The 19,126-nt window shown below is 63.5% G+C and carries 16 protein-coding genes; 6 read left to right on the top strand and 10 right to left on the bottom strand.

The window, feature by feature from the left end; genetic code table 11:
* Positions 1 to 5: 5 nt before the first annotated feature.
* Both X727_RS157940 and X727_RS157945 read right to left on the bottom strand, forming a co-directional pair.
* A complete protein-coding gene (locus X727_RS157940) occupies positions 6 to 1,481 on the bottom strand; it encodes an ABC transporter substrate-binding protein (protein WP_023744734.1) in 1,476 nt (491 codons plus the stop codon).
* A gap of 121 nt (positions 1,482 to 1,602) precedes the next feature.
* On the bottom strand, positions 1,603 to 2,883 hold the full coding sequence (locus X727_RS157945; RefSeq protein WP_023833827.1) for an acetylornithine deacetylase/succinyl-diaminopimelate desuccinylase family protein: 1,281 nt from the start codon (positions 2,881 to 2,883) through the stop codon (positions 1,603 to 1,605).
* Between the two features lie 223 nt (positions 2,884 to 3,106).
* Here X727_RS157945 and X727_RS157950 point away from each other — a divergent pair, with 223 nt between their 5' ends.
* Positions 3,107 to 3,538 (top strand): L,D-transpeptidase, encoded by a 432-nt coding sequence (locus tag X727_RS157950; RefSeq protein WP_023681747.1) that lies wholly within the window; start codon positions 3,107 to 3,109, stop codon positions 3,536 to 3,538.
* Positions 3,539 to 3,551: 13 nt separating this feature from the next.
* Here X727_RS157950 and X727_RS157955 read toward each other — a convergent pair whose 3' ends face one another.
* The 7 genes from X727_RS157955 to X727_RS157985 all read right to left on the bottom strand — a co-directional run bounded on the left by X727_RS157955 (position 3,552) and on the right by X727_RS157985 (position 12,324).
* Entirely contained in the window at positions 3,552 to 4,559 is a 1,008-nt protein-coding gene (locus tag X727_RS157955) for a lipid A biosynthesis lauroyl acyltransferase (protein WP_031204004.1), read from the bottom strand.
* A gap of 4 nt (positions 4,560 to 4,563) precedes the next feature.
* Positions 4,564 to 5,592: a zinc-binding dehydrogenase gene (locus tag X727_RS157960; RefSeq protein ID WP_023815478.1), complete on the bottom strand. Its 1,029-nt coding sequence runs from the start codon at positions 5,590 to 5,592 to the stop codon at positions 4,564 to 4,566.
* 36 nt (positions 5,593 to 5,628) lie between these two features.
* Positions 5,629 to 6,900, bottom strand: a complete 1,272-nt coding sequence (locus X727_RS157965; protein WP_023833825.1) for a beta-ketoacyl-ACP synthase — start codon at positions 6,898 to 6,900, stop codon at positions 5,629 to 5,631.
* A 42-nt stretch (positions 6,901 to 6,942) separates the two neighbouring features.
* Complete coding sequence (locus tag X727_RS157970) at positions 6,943 to 8,133, bottom strand: beta-ketoacyl-ACP synthase (protein WP_023833824.1); 1,191 nt, start codon at positions 8,131 to 8,133, stop codon at positions 6,943 to 6,945.
* Positions 8,134 to 8,188: 55 nt separating this feature from the next.
* A complete protein-coding gene (locus tag X727_RS157975) occupies positions 8,189 to 8,470 on the bottom strand; it encodes an acyl carrier protein (RefSeq protein ID WP_010909964.1) in 282 nt (93 codons plus the stop codon).
* Between the two features lie 209 nt (positions 8,471 to 8,679).
* The gene (locus X727_RS157980) at positions 8,680 to 9,228 is read right to left on the bottom strand and encodes a histidine phosphatase family protein (RefSeq protein WP_023670442.1); all 549 of its coding nucleotides are present in this window, start codon (positions 9,226 to 9,228) and stop codon (positions 8,680 to 8,682) included.
* A 99-nt stretch (positions 9,229 to 9,327) separates the two neighbouring features.
* Positions 9,328 to 12,324, bottom strand: a complete 2,997-nt coding sequence (locus X727_RS157985) for a caspase domain-containing protein (protein WP_023833823.1) — start codon at positions 12,322 to 12,324, stop codon at positions 9,328 to 9,330.
* 199 nt (positions 12,325 to 12,523) lie between these two features.
* Between X727_RS157985 and X727_RS157990 the strand changes: the two genes are divergently transcribed.
* From X727_RS157990 to X727_RS158000, 3 genes are all read left to right on the top strand, one after another.
* Positions 12,524 to 13,474 (top strand): AEC family transporter, encoded by a 951-nt coding sequence (locus X727_RS157990; protein WP_023833822.1) that lies wholly within the window; start codon positions 12,524 to 12,526, stop codon positions 13,472 to 13,474.
* A 251-nt stretch (positions 13,475 to 13,725) separates the two neighbouring features.
* On the top strand, positions 13,726 to 15,183 hold the full coding sequence (locus X727_RS157995; protein WP_023707861.1) for an NAD-dependent succinate-semialdehyde dehydrogenase: 1,458 nt from the start codon (positions 13,726 to 13,728) through the stop codon (positions 15,181 to 15,183).
* A gap of 190 nt (positions 15,184 to 15,373) precedes the next feature.
* A complete protein-coding gene (locus tag X727_RS158000) occupies positions 15,374 to 16,399 on the top strand; it encodes an aldose epimerase family protein (RefSeq protein WP_023681740.1) in 1,026 nt (341 codons plus the stop codon).
* 4 nt (positions 16,400 to 16,403) lie between these two features.
* On the opposite strand, the gene X727_RS158005 is transcribed toward X727_RS158000, so the two are convergent.
* Entirely contained in the window at positions 16,404 to 17,324 is a 921-nt protein-coding gene (locus X727_RS158005; protein ID WP_023833821.1) for a sugar kinase, read from the bottom strand.
* Between X727_RS158005 and X727_RS158010 the strand changes: the two genes are divergently transcribed.
* Both X727_RS158010 and X727_RS158015 read left to right on the top strand, forming a co-directional pair.
* Positions 17,287 to 17,922, top strand: coding sequence for a FixH family protein (locus X727_RS158010; RefSeq protein WP_245274130.1), 636 nt, complete (start codon positions 17,287 to 17,289; stop codon positions 17,920 to 17,922). The two genes, X727_RS158005 and X727_RS158010, sit on opposite strands and share 38 nt — an antisense overlap.
* Positions 17,923 to 17,926: 4 nt before the next feature.
* Positions 17,927 to 19,126, top strand: coding sequence for a cytochrome c peroxidase (locus tag X727_RS158015; RefSeq protein WP_023696486.1), 1,200 nt, complete (start codon positions 17,927 to 17,929; stop codon positions 19,124 to 19,126).

Here is a 19,126-nt window from a genome sequence, read left to right as displayed (position 1 = left end):
CCGCCTCAATCCGCCCACTTCACCTTGGTCAGGTCATTCGCCTGGATCGGCGCGTTTTCCCACAGGCCCTGCAGCTTGGCGTCCCAGACGCCGACCTTCGGCAGTTCATAGAGGAAGCCGACCACGGCGTCGTCGGCCAGGATCTTCTGTGCTTCGCCGAGCAGCGTGTTGCGCTTGGCGTCGTCGGAGGTGAGGTTCAGCTCGGCGATGATCTTGTCGAAGGCGGGGTTGTCGTAGTTGAAGTAGTAGTCCTTGCGCGAGTAGATATCGATGTCGTTGGGCTCGGTGTGGGAGACGATGGTCAGGTCGTAATCCTTCTTGGTGAACACCTGATCCAGCCACTGCGCCCATTCGACCGGAATGATTTCCAGGTCGATGCCGACATCGCGCAGCTGCGAGGCGATGATCTCGCCGCCAAGCCGTGCATAGGAAGGCGGCGGCAGTTTCAGCGTCGCCTTGATGCCGTTTTCGAAGCCGGCTTGCTTCAGCAGCTCCTTGGCCTTGTCGACATTGTGCGGGTAGAGGCCGGTGAGGTCGACATAGGCCTTGCTGGCGGGCGACATGTGCGAGCCGATCGGCACGCCGAGGCCGGCCGAGGCGCCGTCGATGATCGCCTTGCGGTCGAGCGCGAAGGCAATCGCCTGCCGCACCTCGAGCTTGTCGAAAGGCGGCTTCTTGTTGTTGATCGCCAGAATGGTCTCACCCTCGGTCGAGCCGATCACCACCTTGAAGCGCGGATCGTCCTTGACCTGCGCGACGCTGTCGGGATCGAAGAAAGGGAAAGCCTGGATGTCGCCCGAGAGCAGCGCCGGCACGGCGGCGGCGGCGTCGGGAACGATGCGGAACTCGGCTTTGTCGAGGGATACCGGAGCGCCCCAGTAGTTGTCGGATTTGACCAGCGTGATCGACGAGCCCTTGGCCCAGCTCTGGAATTTGAACGGGCCGGTGCCGATGGGCTTTTCCTTGTTGGTGTCGGCGCTCTCCGGCGCCACGATCACCGCGTCGCCCCAGCCCAGATTGTAGAGGAACGACCCCTGCGGGTTCTTCAGCGTCACCTTGACCGTTGTCGGATCGACGACTTCGACCGTATCGATGGCGGCGAACAGGGCCTTTTGCGCGTTTACGGAATTGTCGGCACGGGCGCGGTCGAGCGAGAACTTCACGTCGCCGGCATCGAAATCGCTGCCGTCATGGAATTTGACGCCGGTGCGCAGCTTGAAGGTGTAGACCTTGCCGTCGTCGGAAATGGCCCAGCTCTCGGCGAGGTCGGGCAGCACTTCGCCATTCGGGCCGATGCGGGTCAGGCCCTCGAAGACGTTGGCGTAGAGCACTTCGTCGATCGCCGCGGCAGCACCGGCGGTCGGATCGAGATGTGGCGGCTCGAGCGGAATGCCGATCACCAGGTCGGTGCGTGCGGCAAATGCCTGACTGCCGGCCAGTGCCAGCACCGCGGCGGCAAGAATGGTTTTCCACAATTTCATCGTGCAACTCCCAAATGCTCGAACCCTTGTGCGATAGAAGCGTGATTTCGAGGTGGAGTAAATTGCGTTTCGTGCTCTGCAGCGGCGCGGGGAGGAATGTTTTTTCAGCGAAGTCGATGGTTCAGCCCGCGGCCGTGCCCCTGAGCAGCACATTGAGCCCGATCGCCATCACCTTGGCCGACTCCACCATGTCAGAGATACCGACCCATTCGTCGGGCCGGTGGGCGAGGTCCAAAATGCCCGGGCCATAGGCGATGCAATCATAGATGTGGCCGATGCGGGCGATGTGCTTCTGGTCGTAAGTGCCTGGTGAAATGACATAATCCGGCTCGCGGGCGAAGATCGCCATGATGCCTTGCGCCACCGCCTTGACCACCGGCGCATCGCGCTCGGTCATCAGCGGCAGCACCTCCATCAGGTCGCGAATCTCGTAGTCGAACTTTTTGCGCTCGCGCTTCAGCCGGTCGAGGATATCGGTCACCTCGCTCTTGACCGTGGCAAGGTCCTCCTCGAGCAGGAAGCGGCGATCGATGGTCAGCCGGCAGGCGTCGGGCACGTTGGGTGAGGGCAGGCCGGGGCGGAAATCCTCAGTCTGGCCGCCATGGATCGAGTTGATGTTCATGGTCGAGCGCTTTGCGCCTTCGGGCACGACAGGCATGCGCGTCACCTTGCGATCGAGCGCCGGAAACAGTTCATCCTCGAAGGCCTGCAGCACGGCGCCCATGTGGCGCACGGCATTGTCGCCGAGGAACGGCATCGAGCCATGCGCGATCTCGCCCTTGGTCTCGATCTCCGCCCACCAGACGCCGCGATGGCCAAGACAGATGCGGTCCTTGTTCAGCGGCTCGGGGATGATGACGTGGTCGACCTTGGGTTTCGAGAAATAGCCAAGCTTCGCCAGATGGGCGACGCCGCCGAAGCCGCCGGACTCTTCATCGACGGTGCCGGAGATTTCGATGGCGCCAGGAAAGTCGGGGAATACCTCCATGAAGGCTTCCGCCGCGATGATCGAGGCGGCCATGCCCCCTTTCATGTCGCAGGCGCCGCGCCCGTAGACCTTGCCGTCCTTCACCACGCCGGCAAAGGGATCGACGCTCCAGCCCTCGCCGGCTTCGACCACATCGATGTGCGAGTTGAAATGGACGCAGGCCCCAGGCGAGCGGCCGTCGAAGCGGGCGACGACATTGACGCGGGGATAGCGGTCGGTATCGCCGGGCGTGCCTTCGGCGCGGATGAATTCGGTTTCGAAGCCAAGCCTGCCTAGGCGCACACCTATATATTCGACGCAGGGGCGATAGGCTTCGCCAGGCGGGTTGATGGTCGGGAAGCGGATCAGGTCGGCGGTCAGTGCGACCAAGTCATCAACACGGGCGTCTATCGCTTTGAAGAGTCGTTCGTTCATTCCCGGATTTGAGCAGGCAAGGGGGTGGTTTTGCAAGCATCGCGCCACTGGCGCCGAAACTTCGTGTCGCAGCGGCAACTATGGCGGGAAAATCGTTCAAATTCGCTGCTTTAGATTGGCGAATTTATCAAGGAGTGTGTGTTAGATCACTCACCTGTCGTTAAAAAGATGAAAAACCGCGTGATGACAGGGCAGGCAAGGGGCATCAAAGGGGTTTGATCTCATGACTAAAATCGTTCTCATGGCAGCTGCTTTTGCGGCGATGCTGTTCGGCACGTCCATCGAAAGCAGGGCTGCCTCGCTGGTGGCCAGCATCGACGTCTCGTCGCAGACCATGACCGTCAGCCAATACGGCCAGGTGCTTTATCGCTGGAGCGTGTCGACCGCCCGCAGTGGCTATTTCACGCCGCGCGGCACCTATCGGCCGCAACGCACGGCGCGGATGTGGTATTCGAAGAAATACCACATGTCGCCAATGCCTTACTCGGTGTTCTTCCATGGCGGCTACGCCATCCACGGCACCGGCGCGGTCAGGCAGCTAGGGCGTCCGGCATCGCATGGCTGCGTTCGGCTGCACACCGCCAATGCCGCGATGTTCTATGCGATGGTGCGCGAAGTCGGCTTCGGCAATACGCGGATCGTTGTGACGAACTGAGGCTTTCGACGACTTAAGATTGACGCTGCCCCTGGCCGGTGGCGTTGGCCTGTCCGCGCCGGCGGCGACGCCGGCCTGAGATTTCCCACCTTTTGTGGAACCACATCCACTGTCCCGGATCCTCGCGCACCCAGCGCTCGACCACGTTGGCGAGCAGTTGGGTGGTGGCCGCGACATCGACGCTGCCGCTTTCATTGCGCGGCAAGGTCAGCTTGTCCTCGATCTCGAGGCGGAAGCGGTTGCCAGGCAGCCGCACACATCGCGCCGGATAGACGTCGCAATCATAGTGACGGGCGAGCATGCCCAGAACCGGATTGCTCTGGCATGGGCGGTTAAAGAAGATTGTCTCCAGTCCGCTAGAGAATTTCTGGTCGACCAGCACGCCGATATTGCCGCCTTTCTCCAGAATCGACGCCAGCGCGAAGGAGGCGCCGGTCGAAGACGGCAGCAAGGCGCCCATGCTCGAACGCCGCGTCGAATGGATATAATCGGCGAGGTAAGGATTGTTCGGCGGACGAAACAGCGCCGTGATCTTCATGCCGAACGTCGCGGCAGCCACCGGCAGCAGTTCGAAATTGCCGAGATGGCCGGTGAACAGGATATGCGGTTTGTCCTCGCCAGCTATCTGATGGAAATGATCGGCGCCGCCAACTTCGACGCGGCCGGGCGTCGCTGCGTTCGGATCATAGTCGAAGAGCGCGTCGAGAAAGATGTATTCGGCGGCGAGCCGGGCCATGTTGCCCCACATGTCGGAGGCGATGGCCTCGATCTCGGCATCGCTCTTTTCGGGATAGGCAAGGCGCAGATTGTTGACGGCGACGCGGTGGCGCCCGACGCGCGGACCGATGCGGCGTGCCGCCCGGTCGGCAAAATTGAGCGCGCTGTCGGCGGGCAAAAGGCGCAGCAGCGAGATGATCGTCATCGCCACGCGCGCCACCAGCCAGTGCTCCATCTGGCGCAGTCTTCGGCCATAGCGGAACATGAAGTCCCGGCGGGCTTTCTTGAACACCTTGCCGACCATAGTCCTAAGAAACGCGCAGGATGATCTTGCCGAACACGTCGCGGCCTTCCATGCGCTTCAACGCGGCGTCGATGCCGTCGAAGCCGACTTCGGTGTCGATAACAGGTGCGACCTGTCCCGCCGCCATCTTCTGCATGGCGTTGGCCATGTTCTCCATGCGGCAGCCGAAGGACCCAAGCAGCTTCAGCTGCTGCTGGAACAGCTGCATCAGATTGATCTGCGTCGACACGCCGGAGGTCGAGCCGCAGGTGACCAGGCGGCCGCCGCGCTTGAGGCACAGCATCGAGGCGGCAAAGGTGTCGGCGCCGACATGTTCGAAGACGACGTCGACGCCCTTCTTCCTGGTGAGCTTGCGCACGACGCCTTCGAAACGATCGTCGCGGTAGTTGATGACATGGTCGGCGCCGAGCGCCTTGGCCTTGTCGATCTTGTCGTTGGAACCGACCGTGGTGATGATGGTGCAACCCATGCGCTTGGCCAGCTGGATCGCCGCCGAGCCGATGCCGGAGCCGCCGGCATGGATGAGGATGGTTTCGCCGGGCTGCAGCTTGGCATTGTCGAACAGCATGTGCTCGACGGTGCCGAAGGTGACGGGGGCGACAGCCGCGCCGACATCGGTCACGCCGGGAGGAGCAGGGACCAGCAGGCGCGCCGGCAGGTTGATCTTCTCCTGGGCAAAGCCGTCGAGATGGAAGCCGTGGACGCCCGAGACATGTTCGCAGAGATTGTCGCGGCCTTCGCGGCAGGCGCGGCAAAGGCCGCAGGTGCGCGCGCCGTAGATCGACAGCAATTGTCCGGGCAGCAGGCTGGAGACGCCGGGGCCGACAGCTTCGACCTCGCCGGAGGCTTCGGCGCCGACGACCAGCGGCAGCTTACGCTTGGCGAAGGCCATGCCACGCCAGCCCCAGACGTCGATATGGTTCAGCGCCACCGCCTTGATGCGCAGCGTGACTTCGCCCAATGCGGGGGGCGGCGGGGGCGGCAGGTCCACCGTTTCAAGACGGCGGTCCTCGATAAGTTGCAGTGCGCGCATGGGGCCTGTCAGTTCAGTCTGGCTGAAAAAGGTCGCTTAGACCGGTTCCCGCGCCATGACAAGGCAAGTGTTCTGGCCGCCGAAGCCGAACGAGTTCGACAGAACGCTACGAACCTCGGCATTGCGCTTCTTGTTGGGCACCACGTCGAGCACGATTGCCGGGTCGGGATTGTCGTAGTTGATGGTCGGCGGAATGACGCTTTCGCGCATGGTCATCAGCGAAAACGCCGCTTCGACGGCGCCGGCCGCCGACAGCGTGTGGCCGATCATCGACTTGTTGGACGAGACCGGCATCGAGCCGATGCGATCGCCGAACACGGTCGACAGCGACAGATGCTCCATCTTGTCGTTTTCCGGTGTCGAGGTGCCGTGAGCGTTGACGTAGTCGATCTCGTCCTTGCTCAGGCCGGCATCGGCAAGGGCGGCGCGGACTGCTGCGATCGCCGGCGAACCGTCGGGCTTGGAACGGGTGCGATGGAAATCGTCGGCCTTTTCACCGCAGCCGCGCAGGAGGCCGAGAACGCTGGCGCCCCGGGCAAGGGCTGCCTCAAGCGATTCCAGCACCAGCGCGCCGGAGCCTTCGGCCAGCACAAAGCCGTCGCGGTCCTTGGAGAAGGGTTTTGACGCCTTTTCAGGGATGTCATTGTGGGTCGACAGCGCCGAGAGCAACGAAAAGCGGATCAGCGCCTCGGCGGTTGCCGAACCGTCGGCGCCGATCGACAGCGCCCGGTCGCATTCGCCGCGGCGGATCGCTTCGACGCCGAGCTGGATGGCGGTGGCGCCCGAAGCGCAGGCCGTCGACAGCGTGATCGGCAGGCCGCGCGTGCCAAAGCGGTCGGCCAGCCGGTCGGCGATCGCGCCGAACTGCGTGCTTGCGAACGTATCTGTTTCCTTCAGCCCGCGCGCCACCCTGAGCAGCCTTTCGGCGCCGGCGCCTTTGCCGTCGGAATTGTAAAGCGCGAAGCGGTCGTGCCAGTCGAGTTCGACCGGCGGCGAGGCGAGGAAGAGCGGGCCACCGAAATCAGAGGAATCGAGGCCGGATTCGGCCACCGCCTCATTCGCGGCGGTTTCGGCCAGTTCGTAGGTCAGCAGGCTGGCGCCTTTCGAGCTTGAGTCGAGGAAATCGACCATGCCGGAGATGCGAGTGTTGAGGTGGTCGACGGGAAAGCGGGTGATCGGGTGGATGCCCGATTTGCCGGAGGTCAGTGCCGCCCAGTTATCGGCCTTGCCGATGCCGAGCGACGTTACCACGCCAATGCCGGTGACGGCGACGATCGGCCTGCCCATGTGATCTCTGAGATTGGCCATCCGGAACCTCTTAACTTTGCAGCATGATCGCGCAGCGCTGCTTCAAGCAGCGTTGACCAGCGCCATGCCCTCGAATTGGTGATAGCCGATTGCCGTTGCGAGCACGGTTTCGGGAATGCCTTCGAACGGCTTCTCGGCCGCGGCGTCGAAAACGGGGTAGGCGGCCTTGCGGTCGACGGCCAGGGCGGCGAGGGCGACCGCGAATGGAAACTGCGCTTCCTTCATATGCCCGGTCAGCGTCGCGAAGCCGCGCGCCGATATCGCCGGATTGGCATCCAGCGCTGCCTTTTCGGCTGACGTTGCGGTATGCGCCCCGGATGCGCCCGACAGGGCCAGCAACTTGCCGTTCGGGAGAGTTGCCTGTTTGAGCAGTGTCGCGATCTCGGCGTCAAGCTCGCCGCGCGAACGCCGGGCGCGGCCTGAGACGACCGGTCCGAGCTCGGCATAGATTTTGCGGCCGCGGCTTTGCGCGTGTTCGCGCTGCTCCAGCACCAGGAAGGCGCCGCCGGAGCCGGAGACCAGGCCGCCGCCCTCGGCGCCCTGTCTCTGCCAGACCGGCTTCCATGGGCCGCGATGCAGATAGCCGGCCAATTCATAGCCGAGCAGCATGTCGGAATGTTCGGTCTGGAAGGCGCCACCTACCAGTATGTGGGTCGACTGTCCGGAGCGGATGCGCGCCGCGGCGGTCTCGACGGCGGCGACGCCGGCACCTTCCTCGCCCATGAAGGTCCTCGACGATCCCGTCACCTTGTGGACGATGGAGATGTTGCCGGCGAGCAGATTGGAGAGCTGGGCCAGGAAAAGCGTCGGCCGCAATTCGGTGGTCAGCTTCTCGTTGAGCAGCACGTCGCGGTCGTTGCGGCTCTCGGACGCGGCGAGGATGGCGGCATCGACCGCCTCGTCTCGCTCGCCGCCGCCGGCAGCGACAACCATGTCCATGGTCGTGCAGAGCTCGTCATTGCCCTTGATGCCGGCGTCGTCCAGCGCCATGCCGGCCGCATAGGTGCCGAGCCGCTGCCATGTTTCCATCTGCCGCTGGTCGCCTCGCTTGGCGATCTGCAGGTTCCAGTCGATCTCCGGCAGTGGATGCACGGTGTAGGGCGCAAAGCGCGCGGATTCGAGCACCGGCTGCAGGCCGGGCTGCGCCAGCTTCTGCCAGTGGGTATCCGGACCCTCTCCCAGCGAGGAGACAAGGCCGATACCGGTGATGACGACGTCGCGAGGGCTGCTCATGAGCGGCTTTGTGGGTCAGGCGGCGCAGCCCGTCAAGGCCGCGCGCCAGCCGATATCAGGCGGTCTTGGCGGCGACCAGCGCGTCGATCTTGGCGCACAGGTTCTTCATGACGAAGTAATCGTCGGTCGAAGCCTTGCCGTCATTGACTTCCTGGGTCCACTTTTCCAGCGGCACCTTGATGCCGAATTCCTTGTCGATGGCAAAGACGATATCGAGGAAATCGAGACTGTCGATGCCGAGATCGTCGATCGTGTGGCTCTCGGGAGTGATGGTGTCGATATCGATCTCGCTGGTGTCGGCAATGATCTTGGCGACTTTGTCGAACGTGGTGGACAAGGGCTCTTCCTTCGGTTGCGGGCGGAATCTGTCCGCATCTGGTTTGGGCGCTGTCTAATCGGTTTTTCCCGGCAGGAAAAGGCCTGATGCGCGGGGCGCAGATGGGATGGCCCTCCCGTGAAGACAAGAAGGGCCGCCCGACAAGCCGGTGGCCCTTCCAGTTGACGTTACGTCAGCTAAGTTTTCACGGAGCTTGACCACTGGCTCTCTCAGAACGTGACGCGGCCGAGCACGCGCAAGCCATCGCCCTGCGGCTCGACCACCACCGCTTCGCCCTCGCGCGGCGAGACGCCGGTCAGCGCGACGATGTTTTCGAGATGCGTGACCATGACCAGATTGTCGGAACCGGTGTAGGCGCGGATTTCCTTCATCACCGCGTCGAGCTGCGCGGCCTTCTCGGTCGGATCGCTCCTCAGGAGGTCGAGCGGCGCAAAAAGCTCCGGCTCCGCTTCGAAGGCGATGCGGGCAGTGTCGAGGCAGCGGCAATAGCGGCTGGACAGCACCCGCTCGATGGGGGCGGCGCGGGCGCCGAACAGCGCGCCGATCTTGCTCGCCTGCTGCTTGCCGCGCGCCGATAGATTGACCTGGGTGGCACAGTTGTCGATGACGAAATTGGCGGGGTCGGTGGTGCCGGTGACCAGTGCGTGGCGAAGCAGCACGACATGGCCGCCGTCACGCAGCAGCGCCCAGCCGGCGTCGGTCGCGTGGGCGACGGCGGGAACAGCAAGCAGGAACAGCGACAGCACAAATCGAATCATCGAAACCTTTCCGGGAGCCGGATGCCGGCTCCGGTCATTCTGATATAGGGATCGGAAAGCCGGCACAAAGACAAGCGAAAGGCGAACCCTCGGTTCGCTTCACATTTTCGCCATTTGCTTCTTCGCCAGCTCGATCTTCTGATCGGTGAGCGGGATAGGGATCGTGTAGCCGGCTTCGGTGAAGCCCTGCTTGGCGTTCTCGAAGAATTCGATCGCCTTGAGATATTCCGGCTTGCCCGCGCCATAGCTGGCGCGGTTCCAGTGGACGTCGCCGATATTGTTCTGCTCGAAGGCCCACTGCAGCGGCTGACTTTCGCGCGTAAACACCTTCAGCGCCGCCGTGAACGCCGCTTCGGCGTCGTTGAGATATTTGTCGGTCCGCTGGAGATTGCCGAGATTGAGCAGGCTCATACCGATGCCATTTTGAGCGTTGGCCCAGTCGACCGGCGCGGCCTCGATGGTGAGTATTTCGAGCGCTGCCCGCCGCGCCGCAATCGAATCCTGCAGGGTCTTGGCATCGCCATTGCTCATGCTCAACCAGTGCAGCGTCGAGCCCAGGCCGGCCTGGGCCATTGCCCATTGCCGCGGGTTCGTCTCGCGCTTGTACTCGCGCAACGCATTGCCGTAGGCGTCGACCGCCTCGCTGTAATGCTCGGGTTTGTCGGTGACGCCGCCGAGAAGCTGCAGCGTGTTGCCGAGATTGTAGTAGCTCATCGCCCAGTCCTGCGGGAACTTCCGCCTGACATAGACCTGCCGTGCCGCCTGGAAGGCTGCCGCCGACTGTTCCAGCTTGGCCGCATCACGCGTGCGCTGGCCCAGCGTCTGATAGATCGAGCCGAGATTGTTCTGGGCTGACGCCCAGTCCATCGGGAAGCGCTTGCGGGTAAACACCGTCAGAGCGTCGTCATAGGCAGCAGCAGCTTCTTCGAGCGTAGCCGTGCCCATATCGAAGCGGGCGATACCGCTCAGCGCATTGCCCAGGTTGAGGCGGCTGGTCGCCCAGGACACCGGGAAAGTTTCGCGGGTTCGCACTTCCAGCGCGGCGCGAAACGCGTCGGCCGCCTCGTTGATCTTCGCCTTGTCGTTGAGCTGGATGCCAAGCGTTACAAGCGTGTTGCCGAGATTGTTCTCGACCATCGCCCATTCCACGGGTGCTTTCTCGCGTGTGTATTCCTCAAGCGCCAGCCGGTAGGCTGCTTCGGCCTGGGTGAGATGCTCGCCGGCAGGCTCACGCTCGGAGAGTGCATAGAGCGCGAGGCCTAGATTGTTCTGCGAACCGGCCCAGTCCAACGGCAGCTTGTCGCGCGGACGCTTCTCAAGGGTGGCGCGCGTCGCCGCCACCGCTTCATTGAGACGCTTCGGGTCGCTCTCGCGTTCGCCGATCTTCAGAAGCACGTTGGCCAGGTTGTTCTGCGCCGCGGCCCAGTTGCGGTCGTCCTTCTCGCGCTCGAACACCACCAGCGAATCGCGGAAAATCACCGCCGCTTCTTCGAGATGCGCAGTCTCGGTTTCGCGCTCTCCAATGGTCTGCAGCACCACCGCCATGTTGTTGCGGGTGATTGCCCAGTCGCGATTCTGTTCGCCGTTGGGGATGAAGTTCAAGATGGTGCGATAGGCCTCGATGGAGTGCTGCAGCGCATCGAGGTCGCCGGTGGCGTAGCCATGAGCGTTCAACGCCTCGGCCTCCTGGTTCTTGTAGTTCCAGCGCAGCTTTTCGTCCCACTTCTCGACCAGCGAATACGCCTTGGCATAGTCGTTGGCGGCGGATTTGTAGTCGAAGACCAGCGCGGCGGCGTCGGCGCGTTTGGCATAGATGGCGGCGTCGGCGATGCGCTTTTGCCGGAGCAGGTCCTCGGCCTCGTCGACCGCACCGCTGTTTTCCTCGATCCGGCCGACCGCGTCGTCGAGGAATTTGCGCGCCGTCACCATGGCGCCCTGGCCTATGGCCTTGTCGGCGGATGCGACCAGGCGACTGATCTCGGGATCGTCGGTGCGTAATGCGGCGCGCTCGGCCATCATCTTCTTCAGACGCTCGGCCTGGCTGTCCAGCACCTTCTGCAGGTCGTTGGGATCCTCAGGGATCTTTTCCGTGCCGAGCGCCTTGAGCACGCCGTAGAGCGCGTCAAGGGGCACGCCGTCCTGGAGAGAAGCCAACTCCACCTGAGCCCGTTTGGGATCGGGCAGGTCGGAAATGGTCAGCAGCAATTGCCGCCTCTCGCCGGTGATCAGCCCGTCGTCGCCGGTCGGTTCCGGCGGCGCGACGCCGAAATAGAGCAGGCGACGCAGGCTCTCGCTGACCCAGGGGCGCTGCTTTGCCTTGGTGTCGAGATAGACTTCCTCGGTGACCATGCGCATGACCGAGCCGAACTCGGTGCCTTTCATCGCCGTGAGGTGGCGCAGCAGGGCGGCGGCGTAGGGGCTGTTTTCGCCGGCGGCGCCATCGAGCGCCGGTCGGCCCGGCTCGGCGGCGAAGCCGACCACGGTTCCCAGGCTGGCATCATCCACTGAGGCACTGGCAAGCGCCTTGGCGCCGCGCACCGGTTCCAGCCCGCCGGCGCCGACAGGCTCGGCGGAAGCCGTCGGCCCGCGTCGCACGACCGCGTCCGGCGGAAACGGGTTGGTGCGGCAGGCGTCAAGCAGCACGATCGTCACCGGCACGGTCTTTTTCAGCTCGTCCATGACGGCTGAAATCGGCACCAGCGCCTCACCGGCATTTTTCAGCGACGAGACGTCGGCGTCGACCGGCACCAGATAGTTCTCGCCGCCCGACTCGATGCCGTGACCGGAATAATAGATGAAGGCGACGTCGGCGCCGTCGGCATCCTCGACAAACCGATCGAGATCGCGCTTCAGCTTGGCGGCATCGCGATCGGTGACGTTGCGGGCGTCGAAGCCGAGGTCGGTCAGCATCTTGGCCATGTCGCGGGCGTCGTTGGCCGGGTTGGCAAGGGCTGCGATGTGTTCGTATTTCGACTGGCCGATGATCAGCGCCACGCCCTTGAGACTTTTGGTCTCGGCGGCCTGGGCCTCAGATACGCCAAGGCAAAGCAGTATAGCGACGAAACCCGCCAGCCACCCCTGTCTGACCAGCCACACTTGTCTGACCGGCCACCCCTGTCTGAAATGACGCTGTTTCGGCGTCGCAACCATTCGCTGTGTGTCCGCCCTGATGATACCAAGCCTGTATAGCGCTGCCACCCGACCATTATCAAATTCAGGCGCCGGGCGGATCGAGGATCAGTTTCTGAAGATCATGGCGATTGCGCTGGAATCCGGGCTCGCCTATCCCTGAAAAATGTCTCCGCTCACCGAAACCGTTCTTTTCGTCTTCAGCCTCGTCGCGCTCGGCTATGTCACCGGGCTCACCGGCTATCTGAAACCGGCCAGCGGGGACGGCATCTCCGAATTCGCCATCAACGTCGCGATGCCGCTGCTGCTGTTTCGGACGATGGTGAATTCGGATTTCCACGGCGTGGCGCCCTGGTCGCTGTGGGGTGCTTATTTCGCGGCGGTTGCAATGACATGGGCCGCCGGCCATCTGGTGACGACACGGATCTTCGGGCGGGACGCGCGCACCGGCATCGTCGGTGGAGTGTCGTCATCCTTCTCGAATGTGGTGTTGCTGGGCATTCCCTTCGTTCTCGGCGTATTCGGGTCCAGCGGATTCGAAGTGCTGTCGCTGCTCGTTTCCGTGCATCTGCCGACCATGATGATGGCTTCGATCATCATGTTCGAGATATTTGGCCGCGGCGTCAGCGAGCCCGTACACCCGCTGCGCATCATCCAGAGCTTTCTGAGAAGACTGTTCACCAATCCGTTGATCATCGGCATCCTGGCCGGGCTGGCATGGCGCCTCACCGGCGCGCCGCTGCCGAACCTTGCCATGCGATTGGCCGATGCGCTGGCTAACACCGCCGGGCCGGTGGCGCTGTTCGCCATGGGGCTCAGCCTGCGCCGTTTCGGCATTTCCGGTAACATCCGACCGGCGCTGGCGCTGTCGACGCTGAAACTGTTCCTGATGCCGGCGCTGGTGCTCGGCCTGGTCTGGCTGTTTGGCCTGCCGCCCTTGACGGCCAAAGTGGCGGTCGTGGTGGCGGCGCTGCCGTCCGGCATCAATTCCTATCTCATCGCCGTGCAGTTCAACACCGGCCAGGCGTTGGCGTCGAACCAGATGACCATCGCCACGGCAAGCGCGGTTGTTACAACCGCCTTTTGGCTGACGGTGGTGGTGCATGTCTTTGGGTAGGCTTGGTCTTCTGTAAGGCTGGTCTTTGGCAAGGCTGGTCTTTGACAAGGCTGCGGCCCAAACTAATTTACATGTGAATTTTCTCTGGCGTTGGGCTGGCCCAAAGCCTATATGCCATCTTGCAATTGCTTGCCGGGCTTGCCCTAGGTAAAGAGCAGTGGCTTCAGCGTGTCGGCTCCGCCGCCATTGTGCACGCTCGTTCAAGAGATCCAGGAAACCGGCCCGTCAGTGCGCCGAACGGAGGCTAGACCATGCTGCAGAAAACCAGCCATTTCATGCGCCAGGCCAATCTCATCAACGGCGAATGGGTGCAGGCCGACAGCGGCCAGACGGTCGACGTCAACAACCCGGCCACCGGTCTCAAGATCGGCACCGTGCCGAAGTCGGGCAAGGCGGAAACCCGCCGCGCCATCGAAGCCGCAAGCGAAGCCTTCAAGACCTGGCGCAAGACGACCGCGCTTGAGCGCTCGAAGCTGTTGCGCAAGCTGCATGACGCGATGATGGACAATCAGGATGTGCTGGCCGAACTGCTCACCATCGAGCAGGGCAAGTCGCTCGCCGAATCCAAGGGCGAGATCGGTTCGGCTGCCGCCTACATCATGTGGTTTGCCGAGGAAGGCCGCCGCACCTATGGCGATGTCGTGCCATCACCATGGGGCGATCGCCGCATCCTGGTGACCAAGGAGCCGGTCGGCGTCATTGCCGCCATCACGCCGTGGAATTTCCCCTCCTCGATGCTTGCCCGCAAGCTTGGCCCCGCGCTTGCCGCCGGCTGCACCGCCGTGGTCAAGCCGGCCTCGCAGACGCCGTATTCCGGCCTTGCATGGGGCGCGCTCGCCGAGGAGGTCGGCTTCCCAAAGGGCGTCATCAACATCCTGACGGGTGCTGCCGGCGAAATCGGCGACGAGATCTGCGCCAATCCGCTGGTGTCGAAGATCACCTTCACCGGCTCGACCGAGATCGGCAAGCTGCTGATCCAGAAGTCGTCCGTCACCGTCAAGAAGGTCTCGATGGAACTCGGCGGCAATGCGCCGTTCCTGGTCTTCGACGATGCCGACCTCGATCGCGCCGTCGCCGGCGCCATCACCGCCAAATACCGCAATTCCGGCCAGACCTGCGTGTGCACCAACCGCTTCCTGGTGCAGGCCGGCATCTACGACAAGTTTGTCGAGAAGCTGGCCACCGCGAGCAATGCGCTGAAAGTTGGCTCGGGCCTGGAAGAGGGCGTGCAGCAGGGACCGCTGATCGACGTGAAGGCGGTCGAGAAGGTCGAGGAATTCATCGCCGACGCCACGTCGAAGGGTGGCAAGGTCGTTGCCGGCGGCAAGCGCCACGCGCTTGGCGGCTCATTCTTCCAGCCGACTGTCATCGCCGATGCGAAGCCTGACATGCGCTTCATGAAGGAAGAGATTTTTGGCCCGATCGCCCCGGTGTTCAAGTTCGAGACCGAAGAGGAAGCCATTGCGCTTGCCAACGACACCGAGTTCGGCCTGGCCGCCTATTTCTACACCGGCGATCTCGGCCGCGCCTTCCGGGTCATGGAAGGCCTGAAATACGGCATGGTCGGCGTCAATGAAGGCCTGATCACCACGCCGGAAGCGCCGTTCGGCGGCGTCAAGGAATCGGGCCTCGGCAAGGAAGGCGGACACCAGGGCATCGAGGATTACCTCGACACCAAATATGTCTGCATCGGGGGTCTCGGCCTCTAAATCATTGACGGGGGCAGGCCGCGCGCCTGCCCTTGCCAGACGACATTCAGCCGGACTGGAGCGGTTCAGCGTTTCACGGAAACGCCGAACCGCTCCAGTTCTTTGTTTTTTGCAATTCCGGACGGAAAACCGTTTCACACTTTTCCTGGAATTGCTCTAAGTCGATAGATCGACGAATTAGCATTTGGACATAGCGATGAAGGACGGCGAAGTCTTCGGCACGACGCAGGCAGGCGAACCCGTTCGCCGTTTCACCATCCGGGGCGGCGGCGTCAGCGCCAACATCATCGGGCTCGGCGCAATCATCCAGGATCTGCGGCTCGCCGGGCACGACGCGCCGCTGGTGCTGGGCTACGATCGCTTCGAGCCTTACGAGACTGACCGGGCCTTCTTCGGCGCGGTCGTCGGCCGTTACGCCAACCGCATCCGCGACGGCCGCTTCACCATTGCCGGCCAGCGCTACCAGACCGAGCGCAATTTCCTCGGCAAGCACACGCTGCATGGCGGCTCGGAGGGCTTCTTCCACCGGCCGTGGACGGTTTCGCTGCACGGCCGGGATTTTGTCACCCTGACCCTGCACGATCCCGAGGGCACGATGGGCTTTCCCGGCGCGCTCGACGTCACCTGCACCTACCGGCTGAAGATTCCCGGCACGCTCTCGATGGAACTGACCGCCACTTGCGAGGAGCCGACGCTGTGCAATCTGGCGCAGCATTCCTATTTCAATCTCGACGATGGCGGCGCCGGTGACATTCTCGACCACCGGCTGATGCTGAATGCCGGCGCCTATACGCCGGTCGATGGCGAGATGATCCCGACCGGCGTGGTCAAACCGGTCGACGGCACGCCCTTCGACTTCCGCCAGGCGCGGCCGCTGCGCATGGAAACGGAAGGCGAGCAGCTTCCCTACGACGTCAATTTCTGCCTGGCGTCAGCCCGGGGCCCGCTTCACCAGGTGGCGTGGGCGCAAGGCGCCAATTCCGGCGTCGAGATGGAGGTCTGGACCACAGAGCCCGGCCTGCAGCTCTACACCGGCCAGTATGTCGCGCCAACCTCAGGCGGCCTGGACGGACGGCGCTACAAGGCGTTTTCCGGCTTTTGCCTGGAAGCGCAGACCTGGCCCGACGCGCCGAACCGGCCTTATTTCCCACAGGCCACGCTGTGGCCGGGCCAGATCTATCATCAGGTGACGGAATATCGTTTCAGGCTTCCCTAAGGTCTTAGCCCTCGAAAGCGGTTCTTAGAACCTCGAACGGCGCCAGCGCGCCGCGCACCTGCACGACAGCGGCGGCGACGCGATGCGCGCGCTGCACGGCATCCGCCGGGGCATGGCCGGCCAGCCGGGCGGCGAGATAGCCGCCATTGAAGGAATCTCCGGCGCCGGTGGTGTCGACCGGGGTGGCGACATGCTGGGCCGGAACCGGCTGCAGGGCTCCGCCAGTGGCGATCAGCGCGGGCTTCTCGCCATTCTTGACGACGACTTCGCCGACGAGTTTTCCGAACCGTTCGGCGGTCGCTTGCGGTGCCGAGTCGCCAAACAGCATCTGCTCGTCGGGAAAGGTCGGCAGCGCGATGTCGGCGACGGCAAGCGCGTCGAGGATCGCGGCTTGCGCCTCCTCGCGGCTCTGCCACAGGCGCGGCCGGTAGTTGGGGTCGAAGGCGACGAGCGAACCGGCAGCCCGCGCCTTGGACACTTCCGCCAGCAACGTCTTGCGCGCGGCGGCATCCAGAATTGCCAAAGTGATTCCGGAAAAATACACAAGAGCCTGGTTTTCAAGGCTTTTTTCCAAGGCGGCCGGGTACGAGGCGAGCCGCCTGGCCGCCGCGTCGCTGCGCCAGTAGGTGAAGGCGCGTTCGGCGCCGGTCAAGGTGATGGCGTAGAGGCCGGGCCGCGCGCCTGGGATGACCGGGCTGGCGCCGATGCCGATGCCGTTTTCGGCGAAGAACGAAATCTGGCCCTGCGAGAAGGGATCGTCGCCGAAGGCCGAGACATAGGTCGCCGGCCGCTCGCCGCTCAGCGCATGCAGCGCCCACAGCGTGTTGAACGTGTCGCCGGCAAAGCCCATGCGCCAGTTCGGCCCGGCCTGGCCGGACAGTTCGAGCATGCATTCACCGATCGAAGCGACGCCGTCTGCTGCCATGTATCTGTCTCCGGATCAGTTCGCTGCTGTAGCTTTTTGCGGCCGGCAGCGCCATGCTTGGCGGCGGCGGTTTTTTGCGCCAGAAGCGTTTTCCCACAGAAGCGGCGGGACGCGAATTGCTTCCCGAGACGTTATGTCCAGAAGAGGAACCGGTTTGGCATCGATATGGCGTTATCTTCTTGCGGGCGTTGGTCTGGCCGCCTTGCTGGCTGGCATATTGGCGATCGTCTATCTGACCGCGCCGCAGTCGGCGCCCAGCTCCGATGTTTCGCGCTCGAAGAAGACGGCGAACGGCTTGTTTGTCGCCAGCATTCAGCCGGAACGCGGCGTTATCCGGCAAGGCGAACTGCAATCCTGGTTGCTGACCCTGAAGACGGTCAACGGCGATTCCGTGGAAGGTGCGGCGATCTCGGTGTCCGGCGGCATGCCGCAGCACAATCACGGCTTGCCGACCAGTCCGCAGGCGACCGATTATCTTGGCGAGGGGCGTTACCGCATCGAGGGGCTGAAATTCACCATGAGCGGCGTGTGGCAGTTACGCTTCGCCATTTCGGCGGCGGCCGGTTCCGACACGGTCGTCTTCAACGTGGTGCTGTGAGCGGATGAACGGCCTGTTGCGCCTTCTGGCATTGGCGGCGGTCGTGCTCGTTGCCGGCTGCGGCAAACCGGATTTTTCCGATGCCGAGAAGAAGACCATCGCTTCGCTGGCGCTGAACACCTTGCCGGCGCTCAAACCCGACACCACCAACCGCTTCGCCGACGTGCCGGCCGCCGCCGCCTTGGGCTCCACTCTGTTCTTCGACCAGGGCATGAGCCGTGACGGTAACGTATCCTGCTCGACCTGCCACAAGATCGACCGGCAGTTCCAGGATGACCTGCCGCAATCCGTCGGTGTCGGCCGCACCAACAGGCGCTCGATGCCGCTGGCCGGCATCGCCCGCAATCCGTGGTTCTTCTGGGATGGGCGGCGCGACAGCCTGTGGGCGCAGGCGCTGACGCCCCTGGAAAATCCGCTTGAGCAGGCGGGGAACCGCGCGGCCTTCGCGCATTACATCCAGAAGCGGTTCGGCGAGCGCTATGAGCGCATCTTCGGGCCACTGCCGGATCTTTCCGCCGTGCCGGCCAACGCCAGCCCGCTCGGCAATGAGGCCGAGCAGGCGGCGTGGAAGGCAATGACCGCGGCGCAAATGGACGACGTCAACCGCGTCTTTTCCAATATCGGCAAGGCGATCGCCGCCTTCGAACGGTCGATCGAACCGGCACAGACGCGCTTTGACCGCTTTGCCATCGATCTTGCGTCAGGCGCCAAGCCGAAAGCCGACGATGCCTTTTCGCAGGAGGAGATGCTCGGGCTGAAACTGTTCATCGGCAAGGCCAATTGCGTCACCTGCCATAACGGCCCGCGCTTCACCGACAACGCTTTCCACAACACCGGCGTGCGGCCGGTCAGGGATTTGCCATTGGATCGCGGCCGTTTCGATGCGGTGGCCCAGGTTCAGGCCGACCCATTCAACTGCTTCGGCGCCTTCCGCGATGGCGACGCCGGCGCCTGCGGAGAACTGCGCTTCATCGTCAAGGCAGCACCCGAACTGATGCGTGCCTACAAGACGCCGTCGCTGCGGGGCGCGGCGACACGGCCGCCCTATATGCATGCCGGACAGTTCTCCACGCTGGAGGAGGTGGTGGCGCACTACGCGAAGGCGGAGGCGGCCGTTGAAGGCACCTCCGAAGTGCACCCGTTGCAACTGTCGGACCGCGAACGCGCGGCGCTGGTGGCATTTTTGAAGACGCTGTCGGAGTGA

It is taken from the genome of Mesorhizobium sp. L103C105A0 (assembly GCF_000502215.1).
Lineage (GTDB): Bacteria > Pseudomonadota > Alphaproteobacteria > Rhizobiales > Rhizobiaceae > Mesorhizobium.
Note: the sequence above shows the minus strand (reverse complement) of the source record. Positions and strands in the feature narration are given on the sequence as shown.

Coding starts and splice junctions, on each gene's coding strand:
- X727_RS157945 (WP_023833827.1), bottom strand. CDS start 2,883: ATGAACGAACGACTCTTCAAAGCGATAGACGCCCGTGTTGATGACTTG.
- X727_RS157990 (WP_023833822.1), top strand. CDS start 12,524: ATGTCTCCGCTCACCGAAACCGTTCTTTTCGTCTTCAGCCTCGTCGCG.
- X727_RS157940 (WP_023744734.1), bottom strand. CDS start 1,481: ATGAAATTGTGGAAAACCATTCTTGCCGCCGCGGTGCTGGCACTGGCC.
- X727_RS157965 (WP_023833825.1), bottom strand. CDS start 6,900: ATGGCCAATCTCAGAGATCACATGGGCAGGCCGATCGTCGCCGTCACC.
- X727_RS157995 (WP_023707861.1), top strand. CDS start 13,726: ATGCTGCAGAAAACCAGCCATTTCATGCGCCAGGCCAATCTCATCAAC.
- X727_RS158005 (WP_023833821.1), bottom strand. CDS start 17,324: ATGGCAGCAGACGGCGTCGCTTCGATCGGTGAATGCATGCTCGAACTG.
- X727_RS157960 (WP_023815478.1), bottom strand. CDS start 5,592: ATGCGCGCACTGCAACTTATCGAGGACCGCCGTCTTGAAACGGTGGAC.
- X727_RS157970 (WP_023833824.1), bottom strand. CDS start 8,133: ATGAGCAGCCCTCGCGACGTCGTCATCACCGGTATCGGCCTTGTCTCC.
- X727_RS157950 (WP_023681747.1), top strand. CDS start 3,107: ATGACTAAAATCGTTCTCATGGCAGCTGCTTTTGCGGCGATGCTGTTC.
- X727_RS158015 (WP_023696486.1), top strand. CDS start 17,927: ATGAACGGCCTGTTGCGCCTTCTGGCATTGGCGGCGGTCGTGCTCGTT.
- X727_RS157980 (WP_023670442.1), bottom strand. CDS start 9,228: ATGATTCGATTTGTGCTGTCGCTGTTCCTGCTTGCTGTTCCCGCCGTC.
- X727_RS158010 (WP_245274130.1), top strand. CDS start 17,287: ATGCATTCACCGATCGAAGCGACGCCGTCTGCTGCCATGTATCTGTCT.
- X727_RS157955 (WP_031204004.1), bottom strand. CDS start 4,559: ATGGTCGGCAAGGTGTTCAAGAAAGCCCGCCGGGACTTCATGTTCCGC.